Annotated in this window: 14 protein-coding genes; 6 read left to right on the top strand and 8 right to left on the bottom strand. The window is 64.2% G+C overall.

What is annotated here, in order from left to right:
* Nucleotides 1–3 precede the first annotated feature (3 nt).
* Entirely contained in the window at nt 4–885 is an 882-nt protein-coding gene (locus tag GGD61_RS20705; RefSeq protein ID WP_092261457.1) for a CoA ester lyase, read from the bottom strand.
* A gap of 111 nt (nt 886–996) precedes the next feature.
* Here GGD61_RS20705 and GGD61_RS20700 point away from each other — a divergent pair, with 111 nt between their 5' ends.
* On the top strand, nt 997–1,641 hold the full coding sequence (locus tag GGD61_RS20700; protein ID WP_018318917.1) for a carbonic anhydrase: 645 nt from the start codon (nt 997–999) through the stop codon (nt 1,639–1,641).
* Between the two features lie 117 nt (nt 1,642–1,758).
* Here the strand turns inward: GGD61_RS20700 and GGD61_RS20695 are convergent, their stop codons facing one another.
* A complete protein-coding gene (locus tag GGD61_RS20695; RefSeq protein WP_183231066.1) occupies nt 1,759–2,793 on the bottom strand; it encodes an aspartate-semialdehyde dehydrogenase in 1,035 nt (344 codons plus the stop codon).
* Between the two features lie 116 nt (nt 2,794–2,909).
* Here GGD61_RS20695 and GGD61_RS20690 point away from each other — a divergent pair, with 116 nt between their 5' ends.
* Nucleotides 2,910–3,698, top strand: a complete 789-nt coding sequence (locus GGD61_RS20690; RefSeq protein WP_092261459.1) for a hypothetical protein — start codon at nt 2,910–2,912, stop codon at nt 3,696–3,698.
* A 157-nt stretch (nt 3,699–3,855) separates the two neighbouring features.
* A complete protein-coding gene (locus GGD61_RS20685) occupies nt 3,856–4,242 on the top strand; it encodes a hypothetical protein (protein ID WP_177237395.1) in 387 nt (128 codons plus the stop codon).
* Between the two features lie 185 nt (nt 4,243–4,427).
* On the opposite strand, the gene GGD61_RS20680 is transcribed toward GGD61_RS20685, so the two are convergent.
* Together GGD61_RS20680 and leuB are read right to left on the bottom strand one after the other, a co-directional pair.
* Nucleotides 4,428–5,066: a DapH/DapD/GlmU-related protein gene (locus GGD61_RS20680; RefSeq protein WP_092261461.1), complete on the bottom strand. Its 639-nt coding sequence runs from the start codon at nt 5,064–5,066 to the stop codon at nt 4,428–4,430.
* Between the two features lie 129 nt (nt 5,067–5,195).
* A complete protein-coding gene (gene leuB, locus GGD61_RS20675; protein WP_018318921.1) occupies nt 5,196–6,308 on the bottom strand; it encodes a 3-isopropylmalate dehydrogenase in 1,113 nt (370 codons plus the stop codon).
* A 131-nt stretch (nt 6,309–6,439) separates the two neighbouring features.
* On the opposite strand from leuB, the gene GGD61_RS20670 reads away from it, so the two are divergent.
* Nucleotides 6,440–7,657, top strand: coding sequence for a YbfB/YjiJ family MFS transporter (locus GGD61_RS20670; RefSeq protein WP_092261462.1), 1,218 nt, complete (start codon nt 6,440–6,442; stop codon nt 7,655–7,657).
* A gap of 107 nt (nt 7,658–7,764) precedes the next feature.
* Here the strand turns inward: GGD61_RS20670 and GGD61_RS20665 are convergent, their stop codons facing one another.
* The 3 genes from GGD61_RS20665 to GGD61_RS20655 form a co-directional block, all read right to left on the bottom strand.
* Nucleotides 7,765–8,547 carry a molybdopterin-dependent oxidoreductase gene (locus GGD61_RS20665; RefSeq protein WP_183231065.1) on the bottom strand — a complete coding sequence of 261 codons (783 nt, stop codon included), beginning with the start codon at nt 8,545–8,547 and terminating at the stop codon, nt 7,765–7,767.
* Nucleotides 8,548–8,617: 70 nt separating this feature from the next.
* Nucleotides 8,618–9,247: a cytochrome b/b6 domain-containing protein gene (locus GGD61_RS20660; RefSeq protein ID WP_183231064.1), complete on the bottom strand. Its 630-nt coding sequence runs from the start codon at nt 9,245–9,247 to the stop codon at nt 8,618–8,620.
* 182 nt (nt 9,248–9,429) lie between these two features.
* Entirely contained in the window at nt 9,430–9,984 is a 555-nt protein-coding gene (locus tag GGD61_RS20655) for a fasciclin domain-containing protein (protein ID WP_028139268.1), read from the bottom strand.
* Here GGD61_RS20655 and GGD61_RS20650 point away from each other — a divergent pair.
* The gene (locus GGD61_RS20650; protein WP_183231063.1) at nt 9,971–10,204 is read left to right on the top strand and encodes a hypothetical protein; all 234 of its coding nucleotides are present in this window, start codon (nt 9,971–9,973) and stop codon (nt 10,202–10,204) included. The genes GGD61_RS20655 and GGD61_RS20650 overlap by 14 nt on opposite strands.
* Nucleotides 10,205–10,319: 115 nt before the next feature.
* Here the strand turns inward: GGD61_RS20650 and GGD61_RS20645 are convergent, their stop codons facing one another.
* Complete coding sequence (locus GGD61_RS20645) at nt 10,320–11,081, bottom strand: SDR family oxidoreductase (RefSeq protein WP_183231062.1); 762 nt, start codon at nt 11,079–11,081, stop codon at nt 10,320–10,322.
* Between the two features lie 85 nt (nt 11,082–11,166).
* Here GGD61_RS20645 and GGD61_RS20640 point away from each other — a divergent pair, with 85 nt between their 5' ends.
* Nucleotides 11,167–12,696 carry a malonyl-CoA synthase gene (locus GGD61_RS20640; protein ID WP_092261465.1) on the top strand — a complete coding sequence of 510 codons (1,530 nt, stop codon included), beginning with the start codon at nt 11,167–11,169 and terminating at the stop codon, nt 12,694–12,696.
* The last annotated feature ends 173 nt before the right edge of the window (nt 12,697–12,869 follow it).

The following is a 12,869-nucleotide window of genomic DNA, read 5'->3' as shown; positions in this document are numbered from 1 at the left end:
GCTTCAGCCCTTGCTCATCGCGGCAATAGCATCCGCGATTGCGATCGTGCGCTGTGCCATGTCGGCGTGCAGCCGCTCCACCATCGCACCATCCAACCGGATCGCGCCGCGCGAGACGTTCTCCGGCAGCTCGAACGCCGCGATGATTTTTCGCGCGCGCGCGACCTCCTCCTCGGGCGGCGTGAAGATCGCGTTGCAGGCATCGATCTGCGAGGGATGGATCAGCGTCTTGCCGTCGAAGCCGAGATCGCGGCCCTGCGCGCATTCGGTGGCGAATCCATCGGAATTGGCGATGTCGCTGTAGGGGCCGTCGAGGATTTCGAGGCCGTGGGCGCGCGTCGCGAGGATGCAGTGCGTGATCATCGGGATCATCGCGGCGCGGCCGGGCAGCATCTTGATGCGCGTTTCGCGTGAGATGTCGTTCGGGCCGAACACAAAGCCGGAGAGACGCCGCGATCGATCGCGCCCCGCCTCGGCCAGCTCCTCCGCGTGCAGCACGGCGCGCGCGGTCTCGATCATGGCCCAGACCTTCACCGTCGGCGCCGCGCCAAGCTCGGTAAGACGGAGGCCGATCGTATCCAGATCTTCGACACTTGAAACTTTTGGAACCAGGATGCCGTCGGGCGAGGCCTTGGCGGCCATGGCGAGATCGTCGGCCCACCAGGGCGTGTCGAGACCGTTGGTCCGGATCAGGATCTCGCGCTTGCCAAAGCCCTTGGCTGCGATCGCGGCGGCGATCCCATCACGGGCCACCGCTTTGGCATCCGGCGCGACGGAATCTTCCAGATCCAGGATCAGGCCGTCGGCGGCGAGATTGCGCGCCTTTTCCAGCGCACGGGGGTTGGAGCCGGGCATGAACAGATGGCTGCGGCGCGGGCGGGTCATGCGAGCGTTCCTTCCGGTTTCCTCAAGCGGGCTCTTGATCGAAGCCGATAGCACCTGGCCTGCCTATTCGAAAGGCTTGTTCGCCCCTGCGGTCTATGATTAGGCATAGGTATGATGACATTCCCAGAGCATTTGCTGGAAGGCTACAGGGCCTTCGCCACCCAGCGGCTGCCGACCGAGCAGACCCGCTACCGCGACCTGTCGGTGAAGGGGCAATCGCCGGAAGTGATGGTGATTGGCTGCTGCGACAGCCGCGTCTCGCCGGAAGTGATCTTCGACGTCGGCCCGGGCGAATTGTTCGTGGTCCGCAACATCGCCAATCTGGTGCCCGTGTATCAGCCCGACGGCAACGCGCATGGCGTCTCGGCCGCGCTGGAATATGCGGTGACGGTGCTGAAGGTGAAGCACATCGTGGTGCTCGGCCACGCCCAATGCGGCGGCATCCGCGCCTTCGTCGACAAGATCGAGCCGCTCACGCCCGGCGACTTCATCGGCAAATGGATGCAGATGTTCATCAAGCCGGGTGAAGTGGTCGAGCAACGCGACCATGAGAGCATGGCGCAATTCGTCGAGCGCATCGAGAAGGCCGCGGTGTTCCGCAGCCTGGAAAACCTGATGACGTTCCCATTCGTGCAGAAGGCAGTCGACAGCGGCCAGATGCAGACCCACGGCGCCTATTTCGGCGTCGCGGAGGGATCGCTGTTCGTGCTGGACAAGGTTGCGAAGGAATTCAAGAACGCGCGGGGCGTGGCGTAGGCCACCGCTCTCGTAGGGTGGGCAAAGCGAAGCGTGCCCACCATCTGTCGCAATCGGAAAGAATGGTGGGCACGGCGCTTTGCGCCTTTGCCCACCCTACGGCAGCGTTGACGTGCCTTACGCCGCCTGCTTCTTCGCGCTGATCAGCTTGCGGTTGATCAGCACTTCCGCGATCTGGATCGCGTTGAGCGCGGCGCCCTTGCGGAGGTTGTCGGACACGCACCACAGCACGAGGCCGTTCTCAACCGTCGCGTCCTCGCGGATGCGGCTGATGTAAGTCGCGTCCTCGCCGGCCGCTTCATAGGGCGTCGCGTAGCCGCCGGGCTCCTGCTTGTCGATGACGAGACAGCCGGGCGCCCTGCGCAGGATGTCGCGCGCCTCATCCGCACTGATCGGATTCTCGAACTCGATGTTGACGGCCTCGGAGTGGCCGACGAACACCGGCACGCGCACGCAGGTGGCGGAGAGCTTGATCTTGGGATCAAGAATCTTCTTGGTCTCCGCCATCATCTTCCACTCTTCCTTGGTGTAGCCGTCCTCCATGAAGACGTCGATGTGGGGGATGACGTTGAAGGCGATGCGCTTGGGGAATTTCTTCGCGACCAGCTTGTCATTGGTGTAGACGGCCTTGGTCTGCGAGAACAGCTCGTCCATCCCGTCCTTGCCGGCGCCCGACACCGATTGATAGGTCGAGACCACGACGCGCTTGATGGTCGCCTTCTCGTGCAAGGGCTTGAGCGCGACCACGAGCTGCGCGGTCGAGCAGTTCGGGTTGGCGATGATGTTCTTCTTCTTGAAGCCTTCGGTCGCGCCTGCGTTCACCTCCGGCACGATCAGCGGCACGTCCGGATCCATGCGCCAGGCCGACGAGTTGTCGATCACGACGGCGCCGGCGGCGCCGATCTTCGGCGACCATTCCTTCGATACCTCGCCGCCGGCCGACATCAGGCAGATGTCGACGTCGGAGAAGTCGTAATGCTCGAGCGCCTTGCACTTCAGGGTGCGGTCGCCATAGGAGACCTCGACGCCGACGCTGCGGCGTGACGCCAGCGCCACGACCTCGTCCGCGGGGAATTTGCGCTCGTCGAGAATGTTGAGCATTTCCCGTCCGACATTGCCGGTCGCGCCGACGACTGCGACTTTGTAACCCATCGTTCACTCTCCGATGAAAAAGCCCGTTCCCGAAGCTGACGCTTAAACGGGAAGAGCAGCGCTTCTATGCGAGAACCGGCCTCAAGACAACGTTGGACCATGCCTTAGGGACGTGGATGCACTCGCCTGAGGCCAGCACGGCCGTTAGCCCTACCCAGATCCACCTGACTCTCTTGGCTATCGCCGACGAGGTCGTCGGCACGCTGGCGCATCTGGTCGCCTATGTGGGGGCGCTCGCGCTGTTTGCCATCCTCGCCCTCGCGGCGCTCGGCCAGCTCCCCGAGCTACGCGGCGATGATCCCGCAGACAAGCCGGGCTGGAGCACGGCCGATCGCTCGCACCCGGCCTTCGCCCTGAGCCGGATCGATTCATCAGAGAAAACAGCCTCTTACACCATCCTTCGGCATCCCGAAGGCGGCCGCAAAGACGTGATGCGCTGGGCGAGCGCGGCGGACCAGCCGGTGGCCGAGCTCGAAATCTATCGGGAAGGTGGCGAATTCGATGTGACCCGTCCTGTCGCGATGGACCTCGCCGTCCAGATGGGCCTCGGGGCGGCGACCCCGCTCGAGCAAGCCGGCCTGATCGAGACGAAATTCGGCCCCGTCGCACTGTTCCGGCCGATCGGCACGGACAAGGGGACGCCGGCCTGCCTCGGCTACCTCAAGCGCAACGAGGAGCCGGCCTTGCAGATCTCCGGCTTCTCCTGCCAGGGCGATACCCTGCCCGCCCGGCGCGCGGCGATCGCCTGCACGCTGAACCGGCTGACGCTGTTGACCTCCGGCAACGAGCCGAAGCTGGCGGAATTGTTCGCCCATGCCGAGCTGAAGCGCCGTGGTTGCGACCTCGCGGGCTCGCCGGACTGGCTGCTGGGCGCGGCCAACGCGCAATTGCGCGGGGCGCTTTGACCGGCATCAAGGTCAAGTGGCTGGTATTGATGCAACTTTTGCCGGCGCGCACGATTATTCCGAGCTGGTGTGACCCAATAGACCTAGTTGCACTCACCCCGGCCGGGCTAGTATGGGGGTGAAATCGACTGGCGGCCTGCCGCCTGAAGGGGACGTGATGAGCTCGAAATTCTCTGCCAAATTGGCGACCTTGCTTGCAGCGGGCGCCGTGATTGCCATGTCGTCTGCCATTGTGGCGACGCCGGCCTCGGCCGACACCAAGACCAAGCGCTATGACGAGCGTGGCCGGCACTATTACGGCCCGAGCGGACCCAACGCCGTCTACCAGCAGGGCCGCACCCGCATCTATGTGAGCAAGCGCTCCTGGCTCGACGGCGGCACCGAGGTCAATCCGGGCGACCGCAAGTTCTCCGACTACGCCTTCCCGCCGGCGGTCGGATATCCGTCCTTCGCCCGCGAGAATCTCAACCGCCCGATCGACCGCCAGCCGCTTTCGCCGCCGCAGGACGTCGGCGGCTATCCGCAGAATTTCCCGCTGTACTGAGCGGACGGCGATCCGAATCAAAAGGCCGGGCTTTCGCCCGGCCTTTTTGTTTTGGAAGGTGCGTAGGGTGGGCAAAGGCGCTGAAAGCGCCGTGCCCACGATCTCTCTCGGTCACGAAAAATGCGTGGGCACGCTTCGCTTTGCCCACCCTACGATTCCTGTTGCTTGGGTGAGATGCGTGCGCCTCACGCGTTCGCAGCCGGATCATAGCGCCTGCAAAACTCCTCGATCGCTTCGGAGCGGAAATCGGCGAGGCGCTCGAAGATGAGCTCATCCGGCCAATCCCACCAGGCGATGCGGCGCAGGCTGTCCGCAACGGAATCAGGAAAGCGCTTGCGGATCGGACGCGCGGGAACGCCGCCGACGATCGTGTAGGGCTCGACATCGCGGCTGACCACCGCGCCCGCAGCGATCACCGCGCCGTCACCAACGTTCACGCCGGGCAGCAGGATGGCGGCGTGCCCGATCCAGACATCATTGCCGACAATCACCCGGTCGCCGCGGCGGTCCGCGAAGAAGTCGAGGTCGCGCGTCACGCCCGCCTCGTAATATTCAGGGCAATAGGTGAAGCGATGCTGCGACGGCCGGCCCATCGGATGATTGGGCGCACCGATCCGCACCGAATTGGCGATGGCCGTGAACTTTCCGATGGCGGCGTCGGCGACCTCGCAGTTCTCGCCGAGATAGGAGTAGTCGCCGAGCGAGGCATATTCGATGCGGGTGTTGGAAAGGACCTCGCAGCGGCGGCCAATCTGCGCCTCGCGCTGGCGCACCGTGTCATGGATGATGGTTTCCGCGATCTTGGGGCGGGGTGAAGCATCCATGAATCAGCTCCGAGAGCAGGTGCCGTAGGGTGGGCAACGGCGCTGAAAGCGCCGTGCCCACCATCTTTCTAAGCGCACTCAGAACGTGGGCACGCTTCGCTTTGCCCACCCTACCAGAGCTGCGCCCGCTTACGCGTGCAGCTTCTGCAGTTCCTTCAGGATCGCTTCGCCCATCTGCGTGGTCGAGGCGGCCGTGGTGCCTTCCGACTTGATGTCGGCGGTGCGCAGGCCGCTGGCGAGCACCGCGGCGATCGCGGCGTCGACCTTGTCGGCGAGCGCGCCCATGTCGAAGGAATAGCGCAGCGCCATGCCGAACGACGAGATCATCGCGATGGGATTGGCGAGGCCCTGGCCTGCGATATCAGGCGCCGAGCCGTGCACGGGCTCGTACAGCGCCTTGCGCTTCTTGGTCTTGACGTCGACCTCGCCGAGCGAGGCCGAGGGCAGCATGCCGAGCGATCCCGTCAGCATCGCCGCGATGTCGGACAGCATGTCGCCGAACAGATTGTCGGTGACGATGACGTCGAACTGCTTCGGCCATTTCACCAGCATCATGCCGCCGGAATCGGCGAGCTGGTGCTCGAGCGTGACATCAGGGTATTCGCGCTTGTGGACCTGGGTCATGACCTCGTTCCAGAGCACGCCCGATTTCATGACGTTGCGCTTTTCCATCGACGTCACTTTGTTCTTGCGCTTCCTGGCAAGCTCGAAGGCGACGCGGCCGATGCGCTCGATCTCATAGGTGTCGTAGACCTGGGTATCGACGGCGCGCTTCTGGCCATTGCCGAGGTCGGTGATGGTCTTGGGCTCGCCGAAATAGACGCCGCCGGTGAGCTCGCGCACGATGACGATGTCGAGGCCTTCGACGGCCTCGCGCTTCAGGCTCGATGCATCGGCCAGCGCCGGGTAGCACACCGCGGGACGGAGGTTGGCGAACAAGGCCAGATCCTTGCGCAGACGCAGCAGACCGGCTTCGGGGCGCACCTCATAGGGCACCGCGTCCCACTTCGGACCGCCGACCGCGCCGAAGATGATGGCGTCGGCCGCAAGCGCCTTGGCCATGTCGCCCTCGGAGATCGACACCTTGTGCGCGTCATAGGCGGAGCCGCCGACGAGGCCGGTATCCGTCTCGAACTTGGCGATCCCGGCCGAATTGAGCCAGTCGATCAGCCGCTTCACCTCGCCCATCACCTCGGGGCCGATACCGTCGCCGGGAAGCAGCAGCAATTTGTGGGTCGCCATGGTCGTTTCCTCTGAGATCGATTTCGGCCGGAGTGCTAGAGCGGCGTTGCGCGCTTGGCAAGACACCATTGCCGGGGTGCGGCTGTGCAAGGCGGACGGGGCCTGCCACACTGGGTGGGCCGGAGAACCCCTTGCACGCCCAAGACTGCTTTACTAAAGACCGCCACCCGCCCTACGCGCATCCCGCGCGGCTGATCCTGACCCTGTCGCTGGCGGCGACGGTCGGGCTCGGCATCGGCCGCTTTGCCTATGCGCTGGTGCTGCCCGACATGCGGGAGGCCCTCGGCTGGTCTTACTCGGCGGCCGGATTCATGAACACCATCAACGCCGTCGGCTATCTCGTCGGCGCGCTTGTGGCCTCGCGCCTGATCCAGCGCGTCGGCTGGGCAGCCGCGATCCGCGGCGGAACTGTGGCCTGCGTCGCCGCGCTCGCCATTTGCGCGCTGACGGGGAATTTCGTCGCGCTGAGCCTGGCGCGCCTCGTACTCGGTCTCGGAGCCGCGGCGGGCTTCGTCGCCGGCGGCGCGCTCGCTGCGACCATCGCCCAGTCGCGCCCGGAGCGGGCCAATTTCCTGCTCAGCCTGTTCTATGCCGGGCCCGGCATCGGCATTCTGTCCTCGGGGCTGATCGCGCCGTTCACGCTGCAATATTTCGGGCCGGGCTCGTGGTGGATGGTGTGGTGGGCGCTGACACTGCTCTCGGCCGCGATGACCGTGCCGCTGTTCCTGATCCGCATCGAGAGCGGCGCCCGTTTCTCCGAAGGCAGCCACGCCGCCTTCGCGATTCGTCCCGTGCTGATCTACCTCGCCGGCTACTTCCTGTTCGGCGCGGGCTACATCGCCTACATGACCTTCATGATCGCCTATGTACGCGACGGCGGCGGCGGGGCCGCAGCACAAGCGGCGTTCTGGGGCCTGATCGGCCTGTCCGCCTTCGTCACACCCTGGGCCTGGCGCGGCGTGCTGGCGCTCGACCGCGGCGGATTGGCGACCGCCATCATCCTCGGCACCAATGCACTCGGTGCGGCCCTGCCGATGCTCGGGCATTCGCCGGCGTGGCTCGCGGTCTCCGCCGTGGTGTTCGGCGTCGCCTTCTTCGCCGTGGTCGGCTCGACCACTGCCTTCGTGCGCTTCAACTATCCGCCGGCGATGTGGCCGACCGCGATCGCGGCGATGACGATTTCGTTCGGCGTCGGGCAAACGCTGGGGCCGATCGTGGTCGGCGCCATCACGGACGCGCTGGGGAGCTTGAGCTACGCGCTCAACGTGTCGGCGGCGCTGCTGGCGCTGGGGGCGGTCGCGTCGCTATGTCAGCGGAAGGTGGGGCCAGCCAAGGAATCGGCGCCGTAGGGTGGGCAAAGGCGCGTAGCGCCGTGCCCACGGTTTTATTCATGATGGATGGAATGGTGGGCACGCTTCGCTTTGCCCACCCTACGGCAGCTTCGCCGGAACGGCGATCAGCTCCCGCTAAACGAATTGTACCCCTGGTCTTCCCAATAGCCGCCCTTGTAGTCGTTGGTGACTTCCATCGAGACCACGTATTTCGGGTTCTTGAAGCCGAGTTTTGTCGGCACGCGGATCTTCATGGGAAAACCATAGGCGCGCGGCAGGATCTCGTTCGCGTATTTGAACGTCATCTGGGTCTGCGGATGCAGCGCGCTGCGCATGTCGAGCGGCGAATTGTAGCCGTCCTTGTCGGCGCACTGGAACCAGACGTATTTGGCGCGTGTGTCGGCGCCAATCAGCTTGAGGAAATCGCGCAAGGGCGTGCCGGTCCAGCTGCCGATCGCGCTCCAGCCCTCGACGCAGATGTGACGCGTGATCTGCGTGACCTCAGGCAGCTTGTAGAGCTCGTCCAGTGTCCACGACTTCTTATTGTCGACCAGACCGCGAACCTCGAGCTTCCAGTCGGCGCCAGCGACGTCGGGTGCGTCGTCGAGATCGTAATAGGCATTGAACGGAAACGGCTTCGTGATCGCGCTCTCGGGAAAAGTCGGCGCCAGCGCGTCGGGATTGAAGATGAAGGCCTGCACCGCGTCGTTGAATTTCGAGACCTGCTTCAGCATCTCCTCCGCCGAGGACGAGTCGATCACATCGCAGCCGGTGAGCAGCGTCAGCGCGCCCAGGCTGGCGCCGCCCGCGATGAAGCGGCGGCGGCTGACGTCGGGCATCGTCTTGATGGAGTCCTTGATCAGGAGCCGCTTGTCGACGCCGGGGATCAGGAATGAACGCTTGGCCATGCTCTCCTCACATATCTATATTGAGCATGATCTTGTCGGAAAACCGCTTTACACTTTTCCGGATCATGCTCTAGCGACCGATGATCATGGCGCGCAGGCTCTTCGGCACGAGCAGCGCGAGCAGGACGTGAACGACGAGGAACGCGCAGATCGCGGCCATGCAGAAGAAATGGATGTAGCGCGCGGTCGGGTAGTCGCCGAACAGGGCGACGAGATAGTAGAGCTGCACCGGCTTCCACATCCCCAAGCCCGTGAGCACGATCAGCACGCCGACCACGATGATGCCGGCATAGAGCAGGCGCTGTACGTAATTGTAGACGGTGAGGTCGTCATGGCCGAGCTTGAAGGTCAGCGCAGCCCTGACGTCGTGGAGCACGCCCGAAGGTGTGATCGGCAACAGTTTCTTGCGGAAGCGGCCGGTGGCAAAGCCCGTGATGAGATAGGCGAGGCCGTTGATCATCAACAGCCACATCGCGGCAAAGTGCCAGAGCAGGCCGCCGCCGAGCCAGCCGCCGAGCGTGTACTCGCGCGGAAAACTGAAGCCGAACAGCGGCGAGGCGTTGTAGATCTGCCAGCCCGACAGGATCATCAGGATCATGGCCAGCGCATTGACCCAGTGCATGACGCGGACCCAGGCCGGCTGGATCACTTTGGCCGGGGCGGCGCTGACCTGCTCGTCGGTGACTGTGAGGCTCGACATGATGGTTCCGTCCTGAATGTCGTGTGACACCGATTATACGCCGATGCGCCCGCTTTCGTTACGCCCTGTCCGCCATCGAATCGATAGCGTCGGGCTATAGCGGTCACAATAAAGCGAGCCGGGTGCCCCCGGCTCGCCGTTTCGTCGCATCCTGTTCGGGGATGAAACAGGATCGCGCGGTGTTACGTCGCCGGCATCAGCACGGTGTCGACCACATGGATCACGCCGTTGGACTGGTTGACGTTGGAGATCGTGACCATCGAGGTGCCGCCCTTGGCATCGACGATCCAGGTCTTACCGTCCATCTTCTTGACCGTCAGTTCCTCGCCTTCGGCGGTCTTCAGCTTCTTGCCCTCGGTGAGGTCGGAGGCCTCGAGCTTGCCGGGCACGACGTGGTAGGTGAGGATCTTGGTCAGCGTCGCCTTGTTCTCGGGCTTGACCAGATTGTCGACGGTGCCGGCCGGCAGCTTGCCGAAGGCCGCGTTGGTCGGCGCGAACACCGTGAACGGACCCTTGCCTTCCAGCGTCGGCACCAGGCCGGCCGCCTTCACCGCCGCGACCAGCGTGGTGTGGTCCTTCGAATTGACCGCGTTCTGGACGATGTTCTTGGACGGGAACATCGCGGCGCCGCCGACCATGACGGTCTTCTCCTCGGCGCGGACAGGCGCGACGACGGTCGCGGTGATGGCCAGGGCGCTGAAGGCGGCGGCGGCGAGATAGGCAATGCGCTTCGACATGGAAAGTCTCCCGATTGAATTGGTCCCGGCGATGGCCGGTGTTGGGTTGGGGCAACAACGGCGACTGCGACCTGTTGGCGTGAAGCAGCAGCGCCGTCGTTGGACCGAACTACGGGAGGGTTCGGGTTGCGGTTTCGGAGAAAAATTCTTTGTGATGCGTGAAACTATGGAGCGGCGTGTCCGTGTGATGCGCGAGCACGCCAAGCGGACGGTGCCGTAGGGTGGGCAAAGCGCAGCGTGCCCACCAACCGCAAATGGAGAGAGGTGGTGGGCACGGCGCTTTGCGCCTTTGCCCACCCTACGACAGTGCGCCCGTTGCAGTAGTTGTGCCCGCACTAATCCCTGTTGTTCGGCGTCTGAATGAATCCGCGATTATGCGTCGGGCTGATCAGCAGCTCGTTGATGCAGACGCGCGGCGGCATGCTCGCGATGAACGCGATGGTGCGGCCGAGATCTTCGGATTGCAGCATCTTCGCCTGCTCGTCCTCGCTCGGCACCACCGGGCGCAGCTTAAGGATCGGCGTTGCTACCTCGCCCGGCATCAGACAGCAGGCGCGCAGGCCGTTGACGCATTCGTCCATGTTGAAGGAATGGGTCAGCGCCAGCACCGCATGCTTGGTCGTGGTGTAGGCCGGCCCCGGCATCTTCGAGACGTGGCGGCCGGCCCAGGACGAGACGTTGATGATCGCGCCGTCCTGCTGCTTGCGCATCGTCGGCAGCACCGCGCGCATGCAATAGAGCACGCCGTTGAGATTGACCTGGACCAGTCTGTCCCAGCCCTCCAGTTCCATGTCCTTCCAGCTGCGCTTGGGAACATTGATGCCGGCATTGTTGACCAGGAGGTCGATGCGGCCGTGCCTGGCGACGATCTGATCGGCGGCTTTCTGGGCTTCCGCAGCATTGGCCACGTCCAGCGCGATGGCCTCGGCCGCCCCGCCCGTCTTGGCGATTTTGGCAACCACGGTATCCAGGACGTCCTTCCGCCGGCCCGACACCACCACCGTCCAGCCGTCGGCCGCCAGCGCCTCGGCGCCGGCCTCGCCGATCCCGCTGCCTCCACCCGTGACCCAGGCCACGCGTTTCCCACCTTTTGTCATGCAAACTGTCTCCGTTGCTTCATTGGGGCGGTTTTTGCTAATCCAGCCCTCGGTTTGACCGGCCTTCGCCGGCGAGGAATGTTGCATGAACCCAGCTGCCAACGCCAATTTGTTCTCCCGCCTGTTCGACGGCCTGGACGATCCGAAGCGCCTCGCGATCGAGACGCATGACGGCGGCCATATCAGCTATGGCGAGTTGATCGCGCGGGCCGGGCAGATGGCAAATGTGCTGGTCGCGCGCGGCGTGAAGCCGGGCGACCGCGTTGCGGTACAGGTCGAGAAATCCGTCGCCAATATCGTGCTGTATCTCGGCACTGTCAGGGCCGGCGCGGTCTACCTTCCGCTCAACACCGCCTATACGCTGAACGAGCTTGACTACTTCATCGGCGACGCCGAGCCGTCGCTGGTGGTCTGCGATCCCTCCAAGGCGGAGGGCCTCGCCCCGATCGCCGCCAAGGTAAAGGCCAAGATCGAGACGCTCGGAGCTGACGGCAAGGGCTCGCTGACGGAAGCCGCCGACAAGGCCGGCAGCGAATTCACGACCGTCGCGCGGGCGAACGACGATCTCGCCGCCATCCTCTACACCTCGGGCACCACGGGGCGCTCCAAGGGCGCGATGCTAACGCATGATAATCTGGCGTCGAACTCGCTCTCGCTCGTCGGCTATTGGCGCTTCACCGACAAGGACGTGCTGATCCACGCACTGCCGATCTATCATACCCACGGCCTGTTCGTGGCGACCAACGTGACGCTGTTCGCGCGGGCGTCGATGATCTTCTTGCCGAAGCTCGATCCGGATTTGATGATCAAGCTGATGGCGCGCGCCACGGTGCTGATGGGCGTGCCGACCTTCTATACGCGCTTGCTCCAGAACCCTGCGCTGTCGAAGGAGACGACCAAGCATATGCGGCTGTTCATCTCGGGCTCGGCGCCGCTGCTGGCGGAGACCCATCGCGAATGGTCGGCGCGCACGGGGCACGCCGTGCTCGAGCGCTACGGAATGACCGAGACCAACATGAACACGTCGAACCCCTATGACGGCGAGCGCGTGCCCGGCGCGGTCGGCTTCCCCCTCCCCGGCGTCTCCGTGCGCGTCACCGAGCCCGAGACGGGCAAGGAGCTGCCGCACGAGGAGATCGGCATGATCGAGGTCAAGGGCCCGAACGTCTTCAAGGGCTATTGGCGCATGCCGGAGAAGACTAAGTCCGAATTCCGCGACGACGGCTTCTTCATCACCGGCGATCTCGGCAAGATCGACACCAAGGGCTACGTCCACATCCTCGGCCGCGGCAAGGATCTCGTGATCTCCGGCGGCTTCAACGTCTATCCGAAAGAGATCGAGAGCGAGATTGACGCCATGCCGGGCGTGATCGAATCCGCTGTGATCGGCGTGCCGCACGCCGATTTCGGCGAGGGCGTCACGGCGGTTCTGGTCTGCAACAAGGGCGCGGACGTGAGCGAGGCCTCGGTACTGAAGGCGCTCGACGGGCGGCTTGCGAAGTTCAAGATGCCCAAACGCGTCTTCGTCGTCGACGAGCTGCCGCGAAACACCATGGGCAAGGTGCAGAAGAATATCCTGCGGGATACGTACAAGGATATCTACGCGAAGAAGTGAGGGGACTCGTCGCAGGTTGCGACGAGGAGCATCCACAAAACGCGCTATCATGCCCGGCTTGACCGGGGTATCCAGTACGCCGCAGCCTTTCGAGGCAAGCACCGCCGTCTCTGGAATACTGGATCGCCCGATCAAGTCGGGCGATGACAGCGGAGTGTGTGGTAAGCGTTATG

It is taken from the genome of Bradyrhizobium sp. SBR1B (genome assembly GCF_014198205.1).
GTDB lineage: Bacteria > Pseudomonadota > Alphaproteobacteria > Rhizobiales > Xanthobacteraceae > Bradyrhizobium.
Note: the sequence above shows the minus strand (reverse complement) of the source record. Positions and strands in the feature narration are given on the sequence as shown.

Bases quoted from the DNA above. Each gene is read 5' to 3' on its own strand.
- GGD61_RS20705 (WP_092261457.1), bottom strand. From the start codon at position 885: ATGACCCGCCCGCGCCGCAGCCATCTGTTCATGCCCGGCTCCAACCCC.
- GGD61_RS20700 (WP_018318917.1), top strand. From the start codon at position 997: ATGATGACATTCCCAGAGCATTTGCTGGAAGGCTACAGGGCCTTCGCC.
- GGD61_RS20695 (WP_183231066.1), bottom strand. From the start codon at position 2,793: ATGGGTTACAAAGTCGCAGTCGTCGGCGCGACCGGCAATGTCGGACGG.
- GGD61_RS20690 (WP_092261459.1), top strand. From the start codon at position 2,910: ATGCACTCGCCTGAGGCCAGCACGGCCGTTAGCCCTACCCAGATCCAC.
- GGD61_RS20685 (WP_177237395.1), top strand. From the start codon at position 3,856: ATGAGCTCGAAATTCTCTGCCAAATTGGCGACCTTGCTTGCAGCGGGC.
- GGD61_RS20680 (WP_092261461.1), bottom strand. From the start codon at position 5,066: ATGGATGCTTCACCCCGCCCCAAGATCGCGGAAACCATCATCCATGAC.
- leuB (WP_018318921.1), bottom strand. From the start codon at position 6,308: ATGGCGACCCACAAATTGCTGCTGCTTCCCGGCGACGGTATCGGCCCC.
- GGD61_RS20665 (WP_183231065.1), bottom strand. From the start codon at position 8,547: ATGGCCAAGCGTTCATTCCTGATCCCCGGCGTCGACAAGCGGCTCCTG.
- GGD61_RS20660 (WP_183231064.1), bottom strand. From the start codon at position 9,247: ATGTCGAGCCTCACAGTCACCGACGAGCAGGTCAGCGCCGCCCCGGCC.
- GGD61_RS20650 (WP_183231063.1), top strand. From the start codon at position 9,971: ATGCGCTTCGACATGGAAAGTCTCCCGATTGAATTGGTCCCGGCGATG.
- GGD61_RS20655 (WP_028139268.1), bottom strand. From the start codon at position 9,984: ATGTCGAAGCGCATTGCCTATCTCGCCGCCGCCGCCTTCAGCGCCCTG.
- GGD61_RS20645 (WP_183231062.1), bottom strand. From the start codon at position 11,081: ATGACAAAAGGTGGGAAACGCGTGGCCTGGGTCACGGGTGGAGGCAGC.
- GGD61_RS20640 (WP_092261465.1), top strand. From the start codon at position 11,167: ATGAACCCAGCTGCCAACGCCAATTTGTTCTCCCGCCTGTTCGACGGC.